This window comes from Enterococcus sp. DIV0175 (genome assembly GCF_050529075.1).
GTDB lineage: Bacteria > Bacillota > Bacilli > Lactobacillales > Enterococcaceae > Enterococcus_B > Enterococcus_B thailandicus.
In genome coordinates this window covers 23081-46817 of record NZ_CP172880.1, presented here as the reverse complement: position 1 = coordinate 46817, position 23737 = coordinate 23081, and the positions used below count along the sequence as shown (strand labels likewise).

Below are 23737 nucleotides of genomic sequence, written 5' to 3'. Positions count from 1 at the left end.
GATTGCTCTATAAAATAATAATTATTTTGTGACTTTTAATTGTTGAAAAATAGTTATTCTGAGTAAATCATCTAAAAGACAGCAGGTATGAAGTAATACCCAATTTAATCTACTGTATTCTGTATAGTCAAAATGAAAGTGTTTCATAAATTTTTGAGCGAATTTTTCTGCTTTTTCGTTAAAACCTTTGAAATCACCATGTCCGATTTTATTTCTCATTTGTCTTAATAATTTTGCTACTTCACTCGAAACCTCTCCATATTTCTTATCAAGATAAGGTATTAGTAATTTGTCAATTTCATTTGTATTCTGATTTGGTTTTAATAATACAAGTTCTAACAAAGTAAAAGTCTTTAAATAATGATTTTGATTATAACTATTATCACTATATATCCCGTTCATAATATAATCTAATTTGTAATAATCGTTTTCCGATTTTAGTATAGAATCAATTCGGTTGCCCATTTTTTTAAGTTCCGTAATGTAGTCGTCTGTAGTCCTGCACCCTTTAAAGTTTGAATCAATTCTAAAACTTAGATTTGATAATATCCTAGTATGCTCTTTAGGATTCATATTACTTGTATAAATGCAGTTCATATGAATACCATTTTGTATATCATGATTTACAAAGTTACTAAAATACATCACTTTTTCAGCGTAATCCTCTTCACAAAAACGACCATCAAAGCAATTGCTTGTCCAATCAAAAAAAGGCATATCCTGATATTCATAGTCAAAGAATAGACATATCATATTATCAACAAGGCATTGAAGACATGACTCAATAGAATCTAAATTATATTTTGTATAGTCTTCAACATTGGCGTGAACGATTTCTTTCAAATAAGATATAGAATATTCTGTTTGAAATGTTTTACCATACCTTTTCAAATTATCTGCCATGTCAACTTTTTGTTGTCGAATTTCTTGTAACATGTCTTCTATAATGCTTTCCTTCCAGTCATCAGAAACATTAGATATATATAGTTTCAATTTATCTGACAATTTTATTTTTGTTATTTTCCCATAAACATCTATTATTACCAATTGAACAATCCTCCTTAATTCAGAACGTATAAAATTATTATAGCAGTATTGCTAGTTTAGAGTAATCCATGTTAATTAGAATACTCAAATACTCCATGAGAGGTGATAAGATAATTTCCCTCTATTTCCATATCACGTCCCAAAGCTTGATAATCAATATAATTTTGTAAATTAGAAGGTACTTCACCAAGTTGTCCTGTTTCTTCCACATAATAACGGGCGACATCTTCCATAGAATCACATTCACTATAACAATGAATATTCTCTTTGTTTTCCAGTAATTCTTCCAAGCTACTAAACCACATGCCTTGAATTTCTTTGAGTTCATTATAAATAGGTGTACCTTCGATTTCTTGAATGGCTTCACATAGACGGTTGATTTCACTAATTGGCGTGTATTCGTCCACATCAAAAGGAAGCTCAAAATCATGTATGGCGTATTCTTCGTAGTTCTCATTTAAACCGATTCTTTCTGCCATTTCTTCCTCATCAATTGGTGGAGTAAACCATGATCCAACTAATTCACCTTCATTATACCGTCCCAAATTTGCCACATAGACTTTCAATTCCAATTCTTATCACATCCTTTTTATAAAATATAGTCAAAAAAAAAGTAGCAATCAGTTAATGACGCTACTTATCAAGGTATCCGCTAATATAATCTGTAACTGTACTTGAAATACCTATTATTAGTTTTGCTTCTCTCTTTCCAATAATATTTGTATTAGGATGTGCAAGTGAATGCCTATTTCTTGCTTCATTAAGAGAGCTAATCATTCCATTTGATGACCTTATCGTTGTCTTCACTATATCAGCAAGTTCAGTAGGTTGAATTTCTTTTTCAATTAATTGTTGTATCCTACTATATAATTTAGATAGATTTTCGTCTCTAGGAACTGTAATTTCATATTTTTTTAGTATTTCAATTAAATATCCATGAAAAGCAGTGTGAACTCTGTCAAAGGCACGTTGATATTCACCATTACTCATGAAAGACTCAGCGTCTTCAATAGCTTGTGAAATCACATCACTAATTTTCAACTGACTAAAGTTAATTACTTCGTAATTCTCTGGAAGTGGTACTAAAATAGTATCCACTAATACATTATCACCTTGTTTATCATATATGGAGCTTGCTGTCTGGGTAAGCAAATCTTTATGACTTTCAAAAAAGTCTAAATCATCAAAAGGAGCTCTTATTTTAAGATAGGTGCAAAGCGTATTCCAATCCCTTTTGTATCCTTTATAATAAGTAAACTCGTTAGTCTCATCTAAAGTTACCTCTGATATTTTCATTTTAGAAACAATCTCGTTACCTCCTTCATAATAATTTGAAGAGCTCTTTCTTTCTAATGTTTTAATTAAAAGAGATTTAAATTGATCATTTGTAAACATATTCATGGATCCTTTCATAACAAAATATATACTTCCTATTTTATCATGAAAAATATCTGTTAAGCACCAATGATTCGGTTAAATAAGTTTAATAACACATCTTTCACGCCAGCTGCATTGAACACAAGTCCGACGGCGATTAAAGCAATAATCAAAAAGCCAATAAGTTTTGAAAATTCTCGTTTAAAACCTAAAAACAGTCCAATGACGACAATCGCTAACAATACCAATGACTGTGCATTATCCAAGAACCAGTTGTACAAATTCTGCCCAAAATTCATGTGATTGTCCTCCTTTCCTTAAGATATTTTTCTCGATAGTAGATATAGCTTTTTACACGCTTTAATAATTGAAAAGGAGTTAAATGCTCTCCATAAACAGTTATTCGACTGGTATAATTCTTATAAAAGCTCACTTTGTAAAAATCATAGGTATAGATGGTATCACCAGCTTGCCGTTTTCCCTCAATAATGAGAGACGTATATTTCCCTGTATTTTGTATATACGCTTGAAACCCTAACTTCTTTAATTCTTCTGTTAAGAGGCTCATGTAATCAAATCCTCCATGCCTAGATGTTGTTGTTCAATTAATTTCTCATGTTTTTCTGTCAGTTTGGCTTCATGAATCATGGTGGAAATAATGGTTGTACCGTTGAGAATATCTAAAATGCTTGCGACTTTTAATGTAGGGGCGACTTGATGATGTAACCAGTTCAATGTTCGTTCAAAAGAATAAGGTTCTGGCTGTATGGTTAGGCGTAATGCTCCACGATTTTTGCCGATAAACCATTCCCAGCGTTCATTGGTTTGCCAATCACTCCGTCGCTTGGTTTCGTCCTTATCGGCAAAGCGAATATAACGATTGATAATCTCAAACGCTGTTTTTTCTGCATTTTGATGTTCCAACAAATCTTTCATGGCTTGAGTGGCTCTGTCGTTTTTCAAACGAATTTCAAAGCGATTCTTTATTTCTGCGTCTTCTAAGGCAATATCATTTTTCACGTATTGCTCATAATCTTTCTCATATATACAGAAATAGACTTCGCTTTTTAATGAGCCAATATAAAGGGTGTTTCCCATGTCTGGTTTTTCATCACGGTGAACCAATTCACCACTGCGATAATTTTTAAAGCTCCGAAAGACGGAAATACATTCTTCCTGTTTACATTTCTTTGCCAATTCTGGAATATTCAAAATCCCTGTTTTATCGTTGATGGCTAAATCCAAGCGTTTGAAAATACCTTTATGTTCCATGCAATCTTGAAAGAAACCATACCAGCTCCGATGTTGAGCCAATAGAAAGTTTTCAAATTGCCGACAGCCTTTTCCTTTCAGTTCTAATAAAACCCCTTTACTTACATCATGAGAGACTAGGACAACAATATCACCGAAACGATAGTGTTCGGGATAAGAATAATAGCCAAAGTCTTCGTGTAGCATATAATCCATATTCAAGCGTAAAACCTCACCGATAATTTGAGACACATCATTGGTAGGGAATCGAATCCGTACATAGTCGAATAACATCTCCAATGGGTTATCGGGATTGAAGCGTTCCAAAGCGTTCAGTAAATCTTCTTTCACCTGTTGAGTAGGGACTGCCTTGCCTGTTTCAATATCCGATAGGTAAGGTCTGGTAATATGAGAAGCAACCGCCAGTTTATTTTGAGAAACGCCATAAGCCAGTCGCTTTTCTTTCAATTCCTTAATCCAAATTTTTTCGTTTTCCATTCGCAAACCTCCAATCTAAAAAAGATGTAAACTATGACCCTTGAGTTTACATCTTTCCTATTTTCCGCAATTCCTTGTACCATCAACATTGGTTGATGAGAATTGCCTGTTTTCAGTTGTATTTGTGCCCCCCTGTTAGGTAGAGGGGGCTAAAGGATTGGCGTGGCTAACGCCACACCAATCAAAGCAAGTCTGAACCTGTACCTTTCACTTCGTGCGGTACAGGCTCAGATTGCTTTTTTTGAATGACTTTTCCTATTTCTCCTAAGAAATCATACCTTTTTGGTACAAGGGGTGTATAAAACTCACTAATCACACTTTTTCCTGTATCCACATAACCTCTTCCCTTGATGGGTTTTAAGAAAAATTGTTTTTGTGTATCGCTTCCAAACATCATACCGAAGCCCATTTCAGACATACGACCCAAAGCCACACGGAAGTTAAAGTTATCTCGAATACCATCACTAAAATATTTTGCGTCTGGACGCTGACAGGCAAGAATTAAAAAGAAGCCTGCTTGTCGTCCGAGCATAACAATTTGTTTGAGTTTATTCATAACTTGTGCACTATCACGACCTAACATATCCATCATCGCCACATATTCATCAAAAATCAGGAAGTTCGCAGGTAGACCAAGATACGCATAATTTTCTCCTGTTTTGTAGTTCGGGTGTTGCTTCATGGTTTCACTACGGGCAATCATATCGTCGTAAAATTGACTAATACATGCCAGCATATCGTCTTTACGGTAATAGACATTATCTATGACCGCTCCTAAGTCTGCCAAATCAGCATTTTTAGGGTCGAGAATATAAAGCTTCGCATTTGTATGCAGGAGAGATTCAATCAATGTGAGAATAAAATAGGATTTTCCACTACCCGTGCCCCCAGCAATTAACATGTGAGGGAGAGAATCAAACTCCCAATAGACCGATTCCATCAATTTGACACGTCCATCTTGAGCTACCACATCTTCAATGCCAATTCGATTGCCAATGGTGTCATAAAGTAGAACATACTCTACATAAGAATCTTTCAACGTTTTTTCCACTAATTCACAATACAAGCCTGTTTCTAGTTTGTTTTCTAAGTGCAAGAGCTGATCTTGATATTTCCCTAAAGTGATTTCTACATGAATATGGATCAGTCCATCTTTCATTCGGTAATACATTTTAGGAAAATGGCGGATTCGTTGTTTGGTTTTCTTGCTGGATAAGTCTTTAAAGAATCCCTCTGATTGAGTTTCTTCGGCTTCATACCAATGGTTTTCTAAAATCATACGAGCTAACTTTTGACGGTGCTCTAACTGTTTTATAGAATCTATGCGATAGTGATAATAGAGCCAGCTGATGAGTCCGCATACAAAAAAAGCAGTGAGAATACTGCTCCAAAAGTATGGCGTATGCAGTTGATAGAAAAATGTATCTAACTGAACTGTTTGCCAATTCACCGATTGTAACGTTCTCCAATGAAAAGGGAGTAGAACGACTAGAAAAACTATCAGCAATGAAATCAGCACAAAATGATAGACCAAGTCCTTATCGTTGGCTTTGATTCGCTTTCCTCTGTCATGAAGCAATGGCATAAAAATCCTCCTTTCCATCTATCAAAATAATTGTGTATTGTAGATACGAGCCTGTTTATCAAAAGTTGGTTGAGAAATGGCTTCATATTTCCGATAAGCGATTCGCTTTTCAAAGCGTAAATCTTTTTCTTTCGGATAATAATGACGTCGATAGAGCGTGTGTCCTAACAGTTTTTTCGCTTCTTTTGTCAACGGATAGAGATAGCGAAACATGCGTCCATTGATTTTCTCAATCCCTTTGTATTCGCAAAATGCCTGGGAAAGCCAATGCTTTTTCTCTACCTGTTCAAAACGAGCATTTTCCTCTAATAAAAGGCGAGCACTTCGAGGGTGTATCTTTTCCCATGACTGTTTATCACGATAGACACTTGTCTTGAAATACCCGCAGTAAAAGAAGTTGGACGCTTGATAGACATAGCCACATTTTCCCTCAATTCCATCTGCCAATGTATATAAAAAATGACAGTCCGTATGTTCTTTCAACCACTTAATTAGAGCTGAAAGAGCTTGACTGCCAAAATAATTGGTTTGATTCATTTCTGGAAGAAAACACATCTTTCCAATTTCTAAATAATCTGTGGTTTGAAGGGAACTGTCGGGAAAGAGTTTGCGTATGGTTTGTAGGGGTTGCGTACCCCAGCCTAATTCCACAACGCCTAATAATTTTTCTTCTGAAAAAATCCCTAGAAAGTATTTACACAATCTAGGGAGTATCTTTGAATAATGGTATTGCCGAATAAAAGAAATGGCTTCATCTTTCGGAATTTCTTTCAAAATCAATGGTGTGTTTGTCATAAGCAACACCTATTTTTCACTTTCGGACGCTTCTTTTTTATATTTCTGATGAGGTTTTGTCTGTCCTTTTAATACAAGATCGTCTGCTTTCACGTACCAATCAACGTCTGCCCCTCGAAAAGTAGCCGTCGCTACGGTATCTGCCACAGGATTGATTAATTCCACTTCTGCGTTGTAGTCAAATTCTTTCAAAGGAACAGAAGCGGGGATACTGACTTGTATCATGCGTCCTTGTCCTTTTGATTTTAAGTCATAGGTACGTTCTTTAATTTCTTCGGAAACCGAACCATCTTCATTTTGAATACGAACCTCACGACGTAAAGCGGAAAATTTCAATGTGCCAAATGTCTGGTCTTTTTCAATCACAATACCTTCTGCTAATCTCATATTTTTTCACCTTTCCTTTCTTAAGCTTTCACCATATCGTCTGCGTGCATAATGTAATTGGTAAATCCTCTATTGCCAATTTTATAACCTTCTGCGGTAATACGTGGGTTGATGAGTCTGACTTTTTCGTCGGATTCAAAATGTTTCTCGCCAGCTTCGGAGGGAAGAATGACAACAATATCATCTGCTCGTTGAATCGTTGAGTATAAATTGTAGCTACGAGAGAGAATAGTTGGTCTGCCATTGACTCGACGTTGTTCAATATTCCCTTCACCAGCATATTCTAATTGACCAAATGTTTTTTCCATATTGGGAATGACATATTTTAATTCCATAAGTGTATCGTTCCTTTCTCACATAAAATATTTTTGGCTTACTTTATTCATTTAAAAATTTGTTAGTATCACAACCTTTCAAAGCATAAAAAATAGACGCTCATTATGAACGTCTATCATTTAAATGAATATTGAGTTTAGAATTCCATTTCGAATTTAATCAGGTCTGCTTAGGTGCAAATACTGCACTTTTATTGCACTTTTTATTTTTTTAAATATAATTTATTCGATTTTATACGTTTCCAAAATCCTTGATATTACAGCATTTTCGCTTATATGCCATACCCTTAAAACAGAGTGGGAATAAAGAGCCACTATAAATTGAAGTGAGAAAGCCTATTTTACAGCGTTTCTTGGAATGTAGAACGGATTAAAAACACTAAAAATCAAATAGTTCCCTGCCAAAAACCCTGCCAAGAAATTTCTTAGCAGGGTTTGGTTTTTTTAATGTTTATGATATTGAAAAATCTCGTCCAGATATTTTATTCCAAATAATCTGATAGCAACTCTTTTTCTTTTTGCTTTTTAAGTGAGTCTATACATGTAGTGATAATTAATGAATGGGAAATAAATTTTATTCCTTCGAAAATATCAAGTAACTTATTTAAAAAACTAATTTCTTTATCTAAAAGAGGTACTAAACTTCCAGACCAACTATTAGTGCGCATAGTTAGATATAGCTTTTCAAAAAAATTTGTAGTAATTTCTTTATCTTTGAGTAATTCGAAGATATGCAGCAATATCTCATCATCGAATATTTCAAGAGACAAGTTGTATAAATTAACCAACCTATCCTCATCCCCAGTATTTATTACTTCTGCTTTTATAAATTCAATAGAATGTTCAATATTAGCTTTGAAAATTTTTTCCAAAAATGGGTCTACTCCTACATAAATCACACGATTCTCTTGAATTAAAAAATCTAGATATTTTCTAATCCCTTCCTCTGCGACTGCTGATTTCCATATACTTTTTAGTTGAACATCATATTCACTATAATTGAAATTTAATCTTTGAGTGTTTAGCTTAACAAGGAATAAGTATATAAAATTGATATCATTTTCTTTTAATAGGCACTTAAAAATTTCTCCTGATCCATCAACATCTCTGCTACCAAGAAGACTTAAATAGATTTCTTTTAATTCTTTATATCCAATTATATCTAAAATTTTTTCAGCACCATCCTCTGGCACATAGTTTGGTACAAAAAAACTACCTAATACCTTATCTTCTGAATACATATTTTTTAAGATATCTAAAATATTTCCGTCATACTTGATATAGTTTTCAAATGATATGACATTAAAATAATTCATTGCTTCATAGTTTTTAAGATTCTCTAAAAAGGACATAAGTCCTTCTGTCTCGCTACCACTAATGTTTCTACATATCAAAAAGTTTGAAAGATACCATCCTTCATCTATTTCCTTTTCAACTGAGTTTAGAATATTTTTGCCTTCTTCAAAAGACAACTTATCTATATAATTGACAAAATTATTAGGAGAAACAACAAAATTACTTTTTAGCAACGCTGGTAAAAACTTTATTTGATCCTTTAAATCTAGGTCAGAATACAATAGAAGTAAAGAATCTTCTAATTCATACTTATTTAACAATACATCCGATTGAAATATTCCGAGGACATTGAACAGCCAGACTAAGTCATTAGAATATTTCTCAAAAATCTCACGAAGACTTACCTTTCTTAACTTTTGAATCTTTTCATAATCAAATTTTTCCATCTGATAAGCCCATATACTAGTTGAAAAATCTTTATAAATTTTTTTACTGGTTGACGGTTCATATTCAAAAAAAGGCTGTGATTTTATTTTTAGATTTTTAGATTTTGAAAACAATTCAAATACTATAGCTTCTTGTCTAAAATTTAAACTATCTAAATCTTTAAAAAAAAGATTTTCTATACAAGTTAAATCTGAACTAACAGTTTCTAAGAATCCATTTTCAACTTCATAGACTGGATAATTGAGCAATAGTTTATCTATATAATTATTCACTTCTACGTTTCCATAACTATAAACTTTAGAGAGTATATCAAAAATTTTTTTATGGAGATTAATTAGATAGTCTCCATCAACTAGTGTATAACGATTAATAACCCCATTCTTGCCGTTAAAAGTATATTTTTCTCCTGAAAACTTTAAAAACTCATCAGCAATATTGGCAATAAGCAGAGCTGTTGTTTCATTAATATTTTCTTGAACTGAAAAAGTTTCAATAATACTGAATCTTTTTTCTAAATAACGATTCCATCTAGCTTCAATATCAAAATTATTTTTAATTGCAGAGAAAATTTCAAAGATTTTATCCTGCCTTTTTCTGAAATAATACATAAGAAGCATACCTGCATCCTTAAATCTTTCACTATTTGATAATGAACAAAGAATACTTATAATCGGATCATTAACTCCTTGATTTCTCTTTTTCTCTTCAAATTCTTTTTGAGATGTTTGAAATTCAGTGTTATCAGCATCTTGTACCTTCTCATGAACATACGCAAGAGATTCGACGGGAATTATTACCCCGTATTGTGTTAAAAAAAGTTCTTTATCAATATCTGCAATAATATTATTGTAAACAAACTTTATTTCATTGGTTAGATACTCTATCCAGTCCTTGGAAGAATTAAAATTATTAACAAGTACAAGCATTTCAACAATCTCTTTTTCATGAATAGGATAAAGATTAACAAAAAAATCTTTTATCTTGAAAATTTTCTTATTTGCAACAAAATCTACTATTACAAAATCTGATAAACTTTGATCGCTGACTTTAACAGCTTTATCCTGAAATATATCACAAAGTTCTTTATCATGTAATTGATGTAATGCAGATAAAAAGCTATCAGAATCAATTTTAAAATATTTTAAGATGTCCTCTAATGATTCTTTATTTGTCAAATTCAGCTTGTGTTTGAAGCTTAAAATGAACATACTAATTTTTTCATTTGAAGAGAGGGAATTCTCTTCAATGATTTGACTATAATAACTATCCAATATCTCCTTTCCATTTTCAATAAAATCAAAGTTTTTCTCTTTAACCATAATTGCTGCAATTACAGCTATTCTCGGATTATTATGAGATAATTTCATAATCTTCCTAAGATCAACAGGAGAAATATCTTCTATACTGTTAATCAGTGTTTCAATCTGATCATCGCTCATTAAAGAGAGTTTTTGCACCTTGACTTTAAACGGTGTTATTTGATTAATGACTCCTGAAAGTGCATAGTCTCGAACAGTCATAATAATTTTCAGTTTTTGTTCAAAGTTCTCTAAACTCAGGAGGCTGACAATAGCATCAAAATTTGTGACCGTATTAGCATCATCTAAAAGCAAATAATTTATTCTTCTAATGTCTAATGCATCTTTAATATCTTGATAAACAGGCATGCTATTGCTCTTAACACAAATTATGTTGCTATCCATAGGTAATTTCTTACATATCTCGATGGCTAGCCTAGTTTTTCCAGTTCCAGGTACTCCAGATAGCAGAATAATCTGATGACTATTTATTTCATCGTTCATCCTATCAACTATATGTTTTTCATCTATATATTTTGTGTCCAAGGGCGCATTGGTTCTACTTTTATCATGTATAGATATAAATTGCTCTAAACTCCAAACCTGTTCAGTTGATTCTAATATACCTAAAAAGTCTTTTACAATATCTTGATACTCAAACTTAAGGAGGTCATTAGATAATGTATCTATTCCTACGAGAGTCAGCTTTATTGAGCCTGATAAACTTCTTAGTTCCTTATCTTTCTCAACAGTTAAATTTGAAGAAGTGTGACAGCAGATTATTTCTTCAATATCTTTTTTATCAACTTTAGATTTCTCGATAGCTTCTCGAACATCTGTCTCTAATTTTGCAGTTGCATCCTTTCTAGTACCATACATAACCAAAATGTATGTATTAGAATGGTTATCAAAATAATAAGTGTCAGGTATTCCTTTAGTAGTCTTATCTGTTCCGTCCATAGAACCGAGAGATACAATATTCTCCCAATTTCTTTTACGATAAAGATAAACATCACATAAATTTTGGAAGCGTCCTCCTTCTAATTGTTTGATTTCATTTTGAATCCTATTTAACTTAGACACAATATGTTTTTCCTCCTTTGCCGCCTAAAAAAACTTCAAAGTATCTTTAGTAACTTGTCTTTACTTCTCAAACCAATCATACAGCTCATCTCTACTCTTTTCCGAATACAACTTCATCAGAGCCGGACGCATTGCCTGAAAAATCTCAATCAACTCTTTCCCACCAAAAAGCGGCGAAAAAGCTTTTCCTGTCAGATTCAATGATAAAGTCGAAATGATTTTTGCTGTCTCGACATCATCATCCAGAATATTCACTAACCTTCCTACCAAATATTCTTCTGAGAATTCGATTTTTCCTCTTTTCGCCAGATTACTGATCGAATCTTCGACTAATCCGATAACCTTCTCCTCTTCACCATACTTAACCTCACCACTCATTTCAACAAAGTCCATCACTTCTTGATAGACAAATGCCAGTGCTTCACCCTTTTCCTTATCTGAAAAGTTTTTCAACTTCTCCGATTTATCGATCTGCTGCGTAACGATTTTGCCAATATACCTATCTAAAATACTTGGAGAAAAATCCGCGAAACAATCATCGATGAATTCTTCCATTGGATAACCGACTTCATTTTCCCAACCAGAATTTTTAAAATCACCACTAAAGAATTCTTCTTTGATCTGCTTTACCACATCCGGATATTCCTTAACTAACTCGCCTTGTCCCGTGAGAGTCAGATAATCCGCGATATATTCCTCTATCTCCCCAAAGTAAAACCAACCAACAGACCTTCCACTGATCTTAGCCACTTTTTCAATCACATCAATCGGTGCCAAGTTATATCCTTGAACATACGAACTAATCGTCGGCTTCTTTAATCCAAGCCGGCTACCAAACTCTGTAAAAGAGATATTCATTTCGTCTTTGATTTGTTTTAATCGTCTTCCAACTTTTTCTTTATTTGGTTGCAATAATCCAAACATTTCTGATCCCTCCTATATGATTTCATATACAGCATATCACACGTATATCATTTCGTATATATTTTTTTACAAAAACTATTGACACCGTATTTAAAATCGTATACGATACAAATGTAGAGGTACCGCTACATTTTTTTAAACTAAACGTATATCAAAACGTATATCAAAACGTATATCAAAAAGGAGAAAACATTATGTCAATCAAAATCAGTGATTTAACCTTACCAAAAGAAAAACTAGAAAAGGAATACCAAGTCGTTAATGTCTCACGGTGGCAAAAGGATGGAGAAATTTTAGGATGGAGCTACGAGTGCGTCTTACCCAAACTTCGCTTTGAAAAGATGAGCGTAAAAATTGGAAGCGCTGAACCAGTTGTAACAGTGGATGAACTTGATAAAAATGGGATCGCGACAGTTACTTTTAACAATCTTGTGATCAAACCTTGGGGACGTGCAAATGGTCAGTTTGTCAGCTATGGGTTATCCGCAACGGCAGACTCAGCAGTTTTACTGACAAAGCAACAAACAGATACTCCTAGCAATCATTCAAAAGATTCACGCAACTAATATTCCTGCTTGTTTGTTGGGTGGTTTCGTTGAGGGCGGATGGGCACCAAGCCCAAAGCCGACTGCAACGAAAAAACCGCACAATAAATAAGCAGGCTAGCAGAGCTGCGTAGCAGTTCTGCTCCTTTACTTGATTTATAGGACAACATCTGTCGAAAAAAAGTTGTCCTCGTTCATTGAAAACTGAATAACCTAGAAGTATGTCAGGAGCGATGATGATTGCTAAAAGCTTACAATCAAAAAATCATTGAAACTCCTACGTATACAGAAATTTGGGAATACGAAAAACCGATTGTTTACAAAGTAGACGAAAAGAAAAATGAAGAATATGAACACCCGACACCTGAATGGATCAAAAACTTAAATGAGCCAAATAAAAAATATGATGAACTAACAGCAGAAAAACAATATGACAGCTTAAAAAGAAAACAAAAACACTATAAAAATATGCGCTTTGAAATTGCTCGCTTGATTGATATGAATTTCGATGACAACACAAAATTTCTCACACTCACCTTTAAAGAGAATATCCAAGATATTGAAACCACGAATGATGAATTCAAAAAATATATTAAACGACTAAATTATCAGATTTATAAAACGAAAAAATCCCAGATCAAGTATTTAGCAACGTGGGAAAAGCAGAAACGTGGTGCTATCCATTACCACATTGTCTTATTCTCCTTCCCTTTCGTCCCTCATGATCGACTGATGGAGATTTGGGGACATGGACTGGTTTGGATCAATAAGATAGATGTGGATGCGGTGGAAAATCGTGGAAGATACATCAGTAAGTATTTTGACAAAGATTTGGACCTCAAAGAGCATAAGAAAAAAGCTTTCTTCAAATCGCAAAATCTCAAAATACCGAAAGAAACAAAAAAATTGACCAAACAAGAATACGATACGAGTGGTCAAAAAGTTCTCCACACAAAAAATTATATTCGGCGATCACCAAAATTTTCTAAGGTACTTAATGAAGCGGGTGCCTTTGAACAGGTCGTCGAATTTGAAGAAAGCAACATGAAGTATACAAAAATAAAGAAAGGTAAGAACACAGAAACTCATTGAATTCATCATTCGTGGTTTCAATGTTCTTGTATTTGAGAGGTGAATGTTATGAAGTCAACAATATGTAAGGATGATCTATTAAGTTTAGGCTACAAACCCTATACAGCTATGATGATCGTTCGACAAGCAAAACAGATTATGGTACAAAAAGGGTATCCGTTTTACAACAATAAACGATTGGGCTATGTTCCAAGAGAGGTTGTAGAAGAAATCATAGGCGTTTCTCTTGAAGGAGAGAATCACAGTGCCTAAAACAAAATATGTAGGTATCTATCGAGATAAAAATGGGAAGTATTTTTATCAACTAGAATTGGGAATCGACAAAGCGACTGGCAAGCGAATCCAGAAAAAAGGACGCAAAGACCAAAATGGAAAGCCATTTGAATCCGCCAGAGAAGCTTATAAAGAGCTGACTCGGTTGAAAAATGATTTTATGCTACAAAATGGCTACATCAATTACAAATTGACTTATGCCCAATTCATGGAACAAAAATATATTCCTTACTATCGGTCAAGTGTTGAACGCAGCACATGGAATTCAAGACAAACTGGTTTGGAACAAATCAAACAGCGTTTTGGAGATATAAGGCTTCGAGAAATCACCGTTGAAGATTGTGAGAATTATCGAATCTGGCTACTGAACGACAGTGGTTACTCTCAATCATACTGCTCTCTAATGTACGGAATGTTTCGTAAAACATTGGACTATGCAGTGACATTGAATTTCGTGAACGAAAATATTTCCAAGCGAACCAAAGCCATCTCTAAAGGTAAATCCATTGTTCCTTATTGGACCAAAGAAGAATTTCAAAAAGTTCTAGCAACGATCTTCATTGATGATTTTTATGAACACATGAGCTTCGTGCTAATCTGGTTGTATTATATGACTGGAATTCGTGTCAGCGAAGGTCTAGCACTCCATTGGACTGATGTGGATTTGAAGAGAAAAAAACTGCGTATCCATCATACACTCGACATGAAAAATCAAAACGACTATATCAGAAAGCCTTATACCAAAACAGAAAGCGGTATGCGCACAATCTCACTGGATGATGATACGGTCAGAATTTTGAAACGCTGGAAAAGCGTCCAAAAGAAACATGGCGTTGAACATTTTATCCTAAGTTACACCGACCTACCTTTATATCGTTCCACCGTTCAGCGAATCATTGAGAGATACGCAAAACTAGCTAACGTCCCTGCCATTCAAGGCAAAGGGCTGCGTCACTCTCATGTAAGCTATTTGATCAACGAATTTAACGCAGATATTTAGTCGTCTCACAACGATTAGGGCATTCCAGCCCAGAAATCACTTTGAAGCACTACGCTCACCTGTGGAGCAGAAATGATGAAGGTATCGCCGATCTGATGACTGGCAACATCATTTTCAACTTCGCAAAAAAGTCAAAAGTCGATTTCAATGGAAATCAGGCAGTAAAAATATAACACTGCCAAATCCCTGCCAAGATGGGAGTTATCTCTTATAAATGTTGTTAAATCAGCATTTTCGTAGGATTGAACTACATCGAGTGGGAATAATTAAAAAGAGCCAACAAACATTGTTAAATCAATGTTTGTTGGCTCTTTATTTTTTTATAATCATACTTTTATCACAGTTGCTTCTTTTATTTCTGAAATTGATTTTTAACATCTTTTACTAAGCTCTGGTAATTCAATCTTTATATAATTATTTGAGGATTCTGCAACAGCAAAACTTGCTAATAGAAAAAATTGAACAAACCGCTTTTTCTATATAAAAACAGTTTGGAAAAACAAACATTCATTTTGAAAATTCTGGACTAAATGTCGCTGCTATTGTAAGCTTACTTAAAATATTCGTAAAAAAGGACCCCTTATCATTGTAAAAAAATTATGAGCCTTTGGCATGAATGGGTGAAGATTAATTACAGCAAGCACACAACAATTGATTACATTTTAGGAGTGAACATAATTGAAAGAAAACATTTACGATAATAATCGCTTTTTTGATAAATACAGCCATTTTCCAAGATCCGTAGCTGGACTCAGTGCTGCTGGCGAATGGCATGAATTAAAAAAAATGCTGCCAGACTTTCAAGGGAAAACTGTTTTAGATATTGGCTGTGGTTTTGGTTGGCACTGTATCTACGCGGCAGAACGCGGTGCAGACACAGTAATTGGGACAGATATTTCAACAAAAATGTTAGCTGAGGCACGTGAACGAACACACCTTGCCAATATTGAGTATCAACAGATTGCAATGGAAGACTTAGATTTTAAACCTGAAAGTTTCGACATCATTATCAGTTCATTGGCACTTCACTATACCCCTGATTTTGATCGAATTTGCTCAAAAATTTCTTCTTTTCTTCGTGTAAATGGTGAGTTCATATTTTCGGTAGAACACCCTGTTTTTACCGCATATGGGAATCAAGACTGGATCTATAACGAAGATGGGACACCTGATCATTGGCCTGTTGACAATTATTTTCTGGAAAATCAGCGTAAAGCAGTATTTTTGGGAGAAACTGTCACCAAATACCATAAAACACTGACAACTTATTTAAATACATTAATCAAACATGGATTGAGCATTACCGCAATTGTAGAACCAATACCAGACAAACATTTATTGGATAGTGTTCCCGGAATGAAAGATGAATTAAGACGTCCAATGATGCTACTGGTTTCTGCTAAAAAAATCAAATAGATTTCTTGCTTTTATTTTTTACTATAGATTATCAAAAGTCAGCTAATTAAAGGCTGACTTTTTCCTTTTTCACTGTAAAGTAAATACTAGGGAGAATCGCTTCTTTTCATTTGAGAATCACAGCCGGAACAATTATTCGCCTTTTAAAATAAAAAGTAGTAGAATAAATTCAACTTATTAAAAGTAAGTGAAATTATTCAAGGTTAAGGAGGATTTCAATTATGAAAAACATTGGCTTTTTAAGTTTCGGTCATTGGATGGATCAAGGTTCTTTAGTAAAAACCGCTCAAGATGCTTATCTACAATCAATTGAGCTAGCTGTCGAAGCAGAAAAACTCGGCATTGATGGTGCTTGGTTCCGCGTCCATCATTTTGCACCACAAATTGGCTCACCATTCCCACTACTTTCTGCAATTGGTGCACAAACAAGTAAAATTGAGATTGGAACAGGATTAATCGACATGCGTTACGAAAATCCTTACTACATGGCAGAAAATGCTGGATTAACAGATATCATTACCCAAGGACGAGTGCAATTAGGCGTCGGTCGTGGTTCACCTGAACAAGTTCTCGATGGTTGGAAATACTTTGGTTATGATTACAGCGAAGAAGAAATCAAAGAAGTTACACGTGAACGAACACTTGAATTTTTAGAGTTATTGAAAGGTGAACGTTTTGCTGAACCAAATCCAATGCCAATGTTCCCACAAGCACCAGGAAAATTGCGTATTGAACCTTATTCAGAAGGTTTAGAAAAACGGATTTGGTGGGGAGTAGGCTCACAAGAAACAGCCATTTGGGCGGCTAAACACGGAATGAATCTTCAATCATCAACACTTGTTAATAACGAATCAAATGAACCTTTCCACGTTCAACAAGCAAAACAACTACGTGCATACAAAGAAGCTTGGAAAGAAGCGGGTCATGATTTTGAACCAAGAACGCTCGTTACTCGTTCCATTCAGCCAATTACAAGTGACTTAGATCGTCGTTTATTTGGTGGAAATGATGATTCTAAATACGATCAAGTTGGTTTCTTAGCTTATCATCAAAATCCAACAATTTTTGGTAAAACGTTTGCTGGCGAGCCAGATCAAATCGTAAAAGAATTAGCGGAAGACGAAGCAATCAAAGAAGCGGATACTGTTCTTGTAACTATTCCAAACACTCTAGGAGTTGAATACAACGTTCATTTGCTTGAATCCATTGTAAAAGATGTCGCCCCTGATTTGGGTTGGCGTTAAAAAATTTGAAGAGTTGAGCGTATCTTTTGTTCGAGAATTTCAATTGTATAAATAATAATAAATACCAAGTAGCCTTCCCTATTTTATGCGTATGTACGTTATTTTGCTGAAATTTACTCAACAGATCTCTCTTCGTAACTAAAAAATAGAAAGAGCCTAGGAAAAATGATTCCTAGGCTCTTTCTATTTTAAAAACAAGCTTTTGTTAGCATTCGGGAATTAATTACTCCTTCTGCTCTGTTAGTTGACCATCTTTCATCACCAACACGCGATCACAATGTTCAATCAAACGAGTATCATGAGTCACCATAATCGTTGCTTTTTGTTTTTCTTTGGTTTCTTCAGCTAATATTTTTACTACTTCATAAGCTTTCTCTGAGTCAAGACTTGCTGTTGGTTCATCTGCCAAAATAATTGTTGGGTCATGGTACAATGCACGTGCAATTGCTACACGCTGACGCTCTCCTCCTGATAATTCTTCAGGATATTTATCAAGCAACTTACCTACGCCTAACTGTTCTAACAACTTAATCCCATTATCTAGTCGGTTTTCTTTACTAACTTTATCGACCAATTTTAATTGTTTTTTTACAGTTAAAAAAGGAACCAAATTAGATGCCTGTAAGATAAATCCAATTTCTTTAAAGCGTAAAGCTGCACGTTGCTTTTCTTTTTCTTCACTAAACGGTCGATCGTTAATCAGCACTTGCCCAGCAGAAGGAGCCTGTAGCCCCCCAGCAATTGTTAAGAGTGTACTTTTGCCAGAACCAGAAGGGCCAATAATTGCCACAAATTCTCCTTTTTCAACTGAAAAATTCGTTTCCTTTAAAGCCTCAATAACAGAATCACCATCTTTAAATGATTTTTTTACTTGTTTGAATTCAATTGCTTTCATTATTTTCTCCTATCCGATAGCTTTTAATGGATCAATTTTCACAATTGTTCTGACAGAGAACAAAGCACCCAAAACTGCTATCACAATCATCAAAATACTGATACTTAAAAAGAACAGAAGATTTACTTGAAATGGCACAGCTTCAGGTAACAGTAAACTTGTCCCCAACGTTCCCACTAATCCCGTTGCGACCCCGATAATTGCAAGTAAAAAAGTCTGAACAATCACTGAATTAGCAATGTATCGACTAGAAATTCCTTGTGCTTTCATGACACCAAAAACATCCGCTTTTTGCATAGTTAAAACATAGATAAAGATCCCAATCACAATAGCAGCAATCACAATTAAAAAGCCAATCATAAAGCCAAAAGTTAGGACTTGTGCGCTATATCCAGGCAAATCATTTATGAATGTCTTAATACTTATTTTTTTTAGATCATCTGGAATTTTACTTACGTTTCCTCTCGTAACAATCGCATTGACTCTCGTTTTTTCACTAGTTTGACTGCCCTGTGTTTCAAAACGAATTTCTTGATAAGCACCCACTGTTGTATACAAAACTGGGGCAACGCTAAACTTTGCATTCTTCGTGAATCCTACAATTTTTAATTTTTTATCACTGCCCGCAAGTTGAACTGTGTCACCTAAACTCAGCTCATACTGCTCTTTTACACTACTATCCGCAACTGTTTCATCATCGGAATGGAACATTCTCCCATCACTGATTTTTGGAGCTAAAAATTGATCTTGATTAATTCCAAAAAAAGTAACATCAATTTTTTCTTTCCCTTTTTCTTTCTGTATCACACCCGCAGTCTGTGTTAGGTAGGCCTTTTCTTCTGCCTTGACCTCCTCAAATTTCGTTAATGGAATCATCGACATATTTAAATTATTATTAGCTTCATCTGCTAATAATATATCGTCTGCTTGCCAATTATCTATTGCTGTCCGATTGTCCTGAGCTAATCCATATGCTAATCCTGTTAAAAAAAATACTAGATAGGCAATCAAAAACATAACTCCAATTACCAAAGCATATCTTAACTTTGAATACCTGATTTCGTTTATTGCTAAAAACATGTCGCTCCTCCTTGCCTTCTATCGAGTAAAACAAGCGTACCATCTTTTCTTCTAAGATAAAAATAGAGTGACTTATTTGCTATAAAAATAAAAAAACCTGACTATGTAGTCAGGAGGGTAACATCCTTAAAAAGTTAAACATAAAGTAACTGCGTCTTTTTTAACACCAAATTGTATGTTCTGTCTTTAAATCATCTTGTTTAGAAAGCCATCGAAATAACGAAGCTAAACTAGGAGAAAATTCAACGGAACTTAGCTCAGAAATAAATTGTACACCTTTAATTTTATTAGGCTCATTTAATGTTGGACGCCCCGAAACCTGATGAGCAAAATAGAAATGTCCTTCCCATTCCACCCCTTCAAAAAGGAAGTCCGCTTGATAAACTTCTTCTACTTGAGAAATTCGTAAGGCAGTTTCCTCATATACTTCACGGATAGCACATTCCATTGTGGTTTCGCCAATTTCTTTTTTACCACCTGGAAAATTCCAAACATCTGCTCTATCTCTAATTATTAAAAAATCCCCAGCAGTGTCTTTAATAAATACGCGAGAAAAAACTTTCTTCATAAAATCAGTCCCTTTTGAGTTATAGCAATAATTTGTTTCCGCTTCCATATGTTAGTATATCAGATTTGTTATTCGAATTTAGGTTCTCAAAAATATTTAAAAGTAACAACAAAAACGGATGGTAAAATACTATTACTGATTTTTTTCTGATTTAATTTTCACAACACCTAGCTCAAGCGCTTTAACAACTGCTGACACGGTAGAATGAACACCTAATTTGTTTAAGATATGTTGCATATGCGTGGCTATTGTCCTTTGACTCATGTACAACTGAATAGCGACTTCTTTTTGCGTCTTGCCATCCGTAATCATTTGTAAGATTTTGTTTTCTTTAGCAGTTAAGCTTTCCACCATAAGTTCTTTCTTGGGAAAAATTCTGTTCCCTTTTATAACTAGCCTTAATTTTGTAATAAAATCTTCTCTGGAGCTTCTCTTAGAAATAACAGCAGCTGCACCGATACTAATCATTTCTTCATAGCATTGATTAAATGGATACTCTGTTAAAAAAACCACTTTCGATTCTGAATTTGATTCTACTAGCTTCTTTCCTTCTTCAAATCCATCCTTTCCTTCCATATGGATGTCCATCAAAACAACATCTGGGTTCTCTCTATGTACTGTGGCTATAATATTACTAGAAGTGGGAAATGTACGAAAACTAGCGACTTCTTGTGTAAGAACTTCCTCTACTCCTTTTGAAAATAACTCTTGATCATCAAATAAAATTACTTTCATTATTTACACCTCAATATCTCTTTTTCTCTCAGTGCACTTTTTCAAAAATGTGGTTCAAAAAATTAGTTGGTCTCGCTGCCCATCCCTCCCCTTAGAATCATTTAATACGTCATATTTTATCACGCTTCAATACATGGCATACGTAAATAGAGAAAAAAAGATACATTTTTTACGGATGAAATAAACATTTTTTTAGTTAATAATAAAAAAGAACACCACCAAACTTGGTAGATAATTGGGCCTATTTATCAGCATAAAATTAGTTGTTAAAGAAAGAGGGACGTTTAAATGAAAAAAATGATAATTACAATGGTTATGTGTTTCAGTTTTTCATCAATAATTTTGTCACCTATTACTACTACATATGCAACAGAAACTAGCATAGACAGCTATTCAATAACTAGAGAATCGAATAAACAATGGATTGGATTTGAGCAAGAGTTTAATAATCTACGGGCTAGTCAACTACGTCAGTCTGGTACACTCGATTTGACTAGAAATCAACTTCTTTATTTAATCAATAAATATGATAATGCAGAATCTACTGTATATATCAATGGTAGAGCCTCCTTTTCAGAAGTATTTTTATCCGGTGGATACAATGCTTTCGCTTCTAATAAAACAGCTATGGTAAGTTTACGTGATAATCTAGGTGCGAGTGCAACATTATTACAAGTAAATGGCACATTAGGTGGTGCACTTGCCGGTGGACCTGCGGGGGCTCTTATTGGACTAGTAGGAGCTACCATTCTAGCATCAAGATTTAGAGATGGTAACAATGATATGAAAAAATGGATTAGTGTTGGCTCAGCTAAAGGAGGAATCCGAATTACTCTTACCGATGAGTTCCCAATTGCTAATTTAAAGACAACGACTCAAAGTCCAATCAAAAAGTTGTAATTTTATGTTACTAACGAAGTATCTAATGTTTCTTATTTGTCTGATGACATTTGGAACCTACTACCACTTAAAAATCAAAAAAAAGAGAGAAACGGTGTTAAGCAGAGCACTGCTTGTCATTTATCTTTTAGTAAATTTACTATTTATTGTATTGCATCTCTGATCTAACCCTTCGCAAAAAGAGCAGCCTCTGAGTCGTTTACTCAAAGGCTGCCTTTTCTTTTACTTAGTTGTTTTCTATTTAACTAAGTTGAGAATCTCTTGATAAATATTTTCAATATTCAGCAAACCATAGTCTCTCTTCGATATTTCAATCACAGGAATTTTAGGAAATTGTTTTTCAATGTCTTTTTGCGCAAAACTAAATGACGGTGTCAATAGAATAACATCTGCTTGTTCTCCGTACTTATTTATTTGACTAGATTCATAGGTGTCTACTATGACTTTTTTTCCACTTTTATTCATTAGTGACTGTAATTTACTATTCAAAATTTGTGTCTGTAACAAGCCTTTATCACTCATAAAACTACCACTTAAATCAAAAATCAGGACTTTTGTATCAGTTGAAACTTGCTCTATATTCGTGTTTTGAGAATTTTCCATCTGCTTACCCCTTTTCATTTTTGAAAAAAGAGAATCAAAAAGTGTCTGCTTAGTATTACCTGAAGTATCAGTAACGGAAACATCTAACGACTAAGTCTTAAACGTATTTGAAGATACGGATTACTTAACGTTTTGCTCCAACTTAGATACTTGCTTGAGGTGTAACATTCAAGATTTCTGCTAATTCTTTTTGCGTCATTTCTTTTGATTGTCTTAATTCTTTTATTTTCTTTCCTATTTCTACTATCAATGTACTCCTTGAAAAATAGTTTGGCAATGTACGCTTTGTGGCGCTCACTTTTTTGACTCAACGAACAGTTGAATCATTACTTACTTCCACTATAAGGCATTTCTACACCACTTAACATTCATGGAACAACACATCTAATAAAAATTCTCCACTATTTGATGAAAAATAAAAAATCAAACTACTATTTTGTTTTATCTATTTTTGACTTTCTTCTTATCTCGTCTCCAACCAAAATTTGATATATCAAATTTTGATTGGCTATATTTTATCAATAATTCTATGTACGATCATATTCAGATGGTTCTTTAGACGATGGAAGTTTTTTAGGATAATCTGTTCGTCCCAGTAAAAAATCACTATTCGTATCATAAAAATCTGATAATATGACCAAATATTTAATCGGAATACTCCGCTCATCACGTTCATATTTTGAATACAAAGAGAAGTCACAAACTAAAATATCAGCTAACTCTCGAATGGTTAATTGGTGTTCTAATCGTAATTTACGTAAATTATTCATTATTTTCTTCCTTTTTGTTTATTGTAACTCATCTATCTCAATATAAGAAAACAGTTCCCCCCTCTCTACTAGCCTGGTACCCTTTCAACTAAGCCTTTCTAGTGTTTAGTACCTTAGTTTAATCCTTAATCTAAATACCCCCTAATGGTATGTGAGATACTGATATATCCCCTTATTTATTCTCTTGTTGCCAACTGTCTATCACTTGTATGCTGTAAAGAAACGTTATTCAATCATTTACAAATAACGCATATTTACTTCTGAATTTTGTCATTCTTCCAGAGTTATCCACT

25 protein-coding genes and 1 pseudogene are annotated in these 23737 nt (G+C 34.1%); 7 read left to right on the top strand and 19 right to left on the bottom strand.

All coding sequences use genetic code 11. The annotated features are described in order from the left end of the window. Window positions 1-21 precede the first annotated feature (21 nt). From IGJ76_RS00225 to IGJ76_RS00170, 12 genes are all read right to left on the bottom strand, one after another. A complete protein-coding gene (locus IGJ76_RS00225) occupies window positions 22-1047 on the bottom strand; it encodes a hypothetical protein (protein ID WP_000234705.1) in 1026 nt (341 codons plus the stop codon). A gap of 71 nt (window positions 1048-1118) precedes the next feature. After that, on the bottom strand, window positions 1119-1619 hold the full coding sequence (locus IGJ76_RS00220; RefSeq protein WP_000421245.1) for an antirestriction protein ArdA: 501 nt from the start codon (window positions 1617-1619) through the stop codon (window positions 1119-1121). Between the two features lie 61 nt (window positions 1620-1680). After that, a complete protein-coding gene (locus IGJ76_RS00215) occupies window positions 1681-2442 on the bottom strand; it encodes an abortive infection family protein (RefSeq protein WP_000494842.1) in 762 nt (253 codons plus the stop codon). A 59-nt stretch (window positions 2443-2501) separates the two neighbouring features. Next, window positions 2502-2723: a hypothetical protein gene (locus tag IGJ76_RS00210; RefSeq protein WP_001009054.1), complete on the bottom strand. Its 222-nt coding sequence runs from the start codon at window positions 2721-2723 to the stop codon at window positions 2502-2504. Then, entirely contained in the window at window positions 2720-2992 is a 273-nt protein-coding gene (locus tag IGJ76_RS00205) for a hypothetical protein (RefSeq protein WP_000055367.1), read from the bottom strand. The genes IGJ76_RS00210 and IGJ76_RS00205 overlap by 4 nt, the downstream gene beginning before the upstream one ends. Then, window positions 2989-4173 (bottom strand): MobT family relaxase, encoded by a 1185-nt coding sequence (mobT, locus tag IGJ76_RS00200; protein ID WP_000426691.1) that lies wholly within the window; start codon window positions 4171-4173, stop codon window positions 2989-2991. The genes IGJ76_RS00205 and mobT overlap by 4 nt, the downstream gene beginning before the upstream one ends. Before the next feature lie 181 nt (window positions 4174-4354). Beyond that, window positions 4355-5758, bottom strand: a complete 1404-nt coding sequence (locus tag IGJ76_RS00195; RefSeq protein ID WP_001130247.1) for an FtsK/SpoIIIE domain-containing protein — start codon at window positions 5756-5758, stop codon at window positions 4355-4357. A gap of 21 nt (window positions 5759-5779) precedes the next feature. Continuing rightward, a complete protein-coding gene (locus IGJ76_RS00190) occupies window positions 5780-6553 on the bottom strand; it encodes a hypothetical protein (RefSeq protein WP_000185760.1) in 774 nt (257 codons plus the stop codon). Window positions 6554-6562: 9 nt separating this feature from the next. Beyond that, the gene (locus tag IGJ76_RS00185) at window positions 6563-6940 is read right to left on the bottom strand and encodes a YdcP family protein (RefSeq protein ID WP_001234189.1); all 378 of its coding nucleotides are present in this window, start codon (window positions 6938-6940) and stop codon (window positions 6563-6565) included. A gap of 20 nt (window positions 6941-6960) precedes the next feature. After that, entirely contained in the window at window positions 6961-7275 is a 315-nt protein-coding gene (locus tag IGJ76_RS00180; protein ID WP_000421280.1) for a YdcP family protein, read from the bottom strand. Between the two features lie 482 nt (window positions 7276-7757). Continuing rightward, the gene (locus tag IGJ76_RS00175) at window positions 7758-11399 is read right to left on the bottom strand and encodes a hypothetical protein (protein WP_430596663.1); all 3642 of its coding nucleotides are present in this window, start codon (window positions 11397-11399) and stop codon (window positions 7758-7760) included. A gap of 60 nt (window positions 11400-11459) precedes the next feature. After that, window positions 11460-12323, bottom strand: coding sequence for a helix-turn-helix domain-containing protein (locus tag IGJ76_RS00170; RefSeq protein ID WP_430596662.1), 864 nt, complete (start codon window positions 12321-12323; stop codon window positions 11460-11462). Between the two features lie 194 nt (window positions 12324-12517). Between IGJ76_RS00170 and IGJ76_RS00165 the strand changes: the two genes are divergently transcribed. The 6 genes and pseudogenes from IGJ76_RS00165 (at window position 12518) to IGJ76_RS00140 (ending at window position 17893) form a co-directional block, all read left to right on the top strand. Then, a complete protein-coding gene (locus IGJ76_RS00165) occupies window positions 12518-12889 on the top strand; it encodes a hypothetical protein (RefSeq protein WP_430596661.1) in 372 nt (123 codons plus the stop codon). Window positions 12890-13108: 219 nt separating this feature from the next. Beyond that, window positions 13109-13960: a rolling circle replication-associated protein gene (locus tag IGJ76_RS00160; protein ID WP_430596660.1), complete on the top strand. Its 852-nt coding sequence runs from the start codon at window positions 13109-13111 to the stop codon at window positions 13958-13960. 48 nt (window positions 13961-14008) lie between these two features. Beyond that, window positions 14009-14212 (top strand): DUF3173 domain-containing protein, encoded by a 204-nt coding sequence (locus IGJ76_RS00155; protein WP_430596659.1) that lies wholly within the window; start codon window positions 14009-14011, stop codon window positions 14210-14212. Continuing rightward, window positions 14205-15406: pseudogene (locus IGJ76_RS00150) on the top strand (tyrosine-type recombinase/integrase). Before IGJ76_RS00155 ends, IGJ76_RS00150 begins: the two are co-directional and overlap by 8 nt. Window positions 15407-15911: 505 nt before the next feature. After that, on the top strand, window positions 15912-16649 hold the full coding sequence (locus tag IGJ76_RS00145) for a class I SAM-dependent methyltransferase (RefSeq protein WP_270346018.1): 738 nt from the start codon (window positions 15912-15914) through the stop codon (window positions 16647-16649). Between the two features lie 221 nt (window positions 16650-16870). Next, window positions 16871-17893, top strand: coding sequence for an LLM class flavin-dependent oxidoreductase (locus IGJ76_RS00140; RefSeq protein WP_430596658.1), 1023 nt, complete (start codon window positions 16871-16873; stop codon window positions 17891-17893). Between the two features lie 223 nt (window positions 17894-18116). On the opposite strand, the gene IGJ76_RS00135 is transcribed toward IGJ76_RS00140, so the two are convergent. The 4 genes from IGJ76_RS00135 to IGJ76_RS00120 form a co-directional block, all read right to left on the bottom strand. Then, window positions 18117-18788: an ABC transporter ATP-binding protein gene (locus tag IGJ76_RS00135; RefSeq protein WP_067483612.1), complete on the bottom strand. Its 672-nt coding sequence runs from the start codon at window positions 18786-18788 to the stop codon at window positions 18117-18119. A gap of 9 nt (window positions 18789-18797) precedes the next feature. Then, a complete protein-coding gene (locus IGJ76_RS00130) occupies window positions 18798-19868 on the bottom strand; it encodes an ABC transporter permease (protein ID WP_067483614.1) in 1071 nt (356 codons plus the stop codon). Between the two features lie 160 nt (window positions 19869-20028). Further along, window positions 20029-20436 (bottom strand): NUDIX hydrolase, encoded by a 408-nt coding sequence (locus IGJ76_RS00125; protein WP_067483616.1) that lies wholly within the window; start codon window positions 20434-20436, stop codon window positions 20029-20031. Between the two features lie 132 nt (window positions 20437-20568). Further along, window positions 20569-21171: a response regulator transcription factor gene (locus tag IGJ76_RS00120; protein WP_218658014.1), complete on the bottom strand. Its 603-nt coding sequence runs from the start codon at window positions 21169-21171 to the stop codon at window positions 20569-20571. Between the two features lie 288 nt (window positions 21172-21459). Here IGJ76_RS00120 and IGJ76_RS00115 point away from each other — a divergent pair, with 288 nt between their 5' ends. Then, window positions 21460-22071 carry a hypothetical protein gene (locus IGJ76_RS00115; protein ID WP_430596657.1) on the top strand — a complete coding sequence of 204 codons (612 nt, stop codon included), beginning with the start codon at window positions 21460-21462 and terminating at the stop codon, window positions 22069-22071. A gap of 237 nt (window positions 22072-22308) precedes the next feature. Here IGJ76_RS00115 and IGJ76_RS00110 read toward each other — a convergent pair whose 3' ends face one another. From IGJ76_RS00110 to IGJ76_RS00100, 3 genes are all read right to left on the bottom strand, one after another. Then, window positions 22309-22674 carry a hypothetical protein gene (locus IGJ76_RS00110; protein WP_157729241.1) on the bottom strand — a complete coding sequence of 122 codons (366 nt, stop codon included), beginning with the start codon at window positions 22672-22674 and terminating at the stop codon, window positions 22309-22311. Between the two features lie 142 nt (window positions 22675-22816). Beyond that, on the bottom strand, window positions 22817-22924 hold the full coding sequence (locus tag IGJ76_RS00105; RefSeq protein WP_244897455.1) for a helix-turn-helix transcriptional regulator: 108 nt from the start codon (window positions 22922-22924) through the stop codon (window positions 22817-22819). A 277-nt stretch (window positions 22925-23201) separates the two neighbouring features. Then, window positions 23202-23444, bottom strand: a complete 243-nt coding sequence (locus IGJ76_RS00100; RefSeq protein ID WP_067483624.1) for a helix-turn-helix domain-containing protein — start codon at window positions 23442-23444, stop codon at window positions 23202-23204. Window positions 23445-23737: the final 293 nt, after the last annotated feature.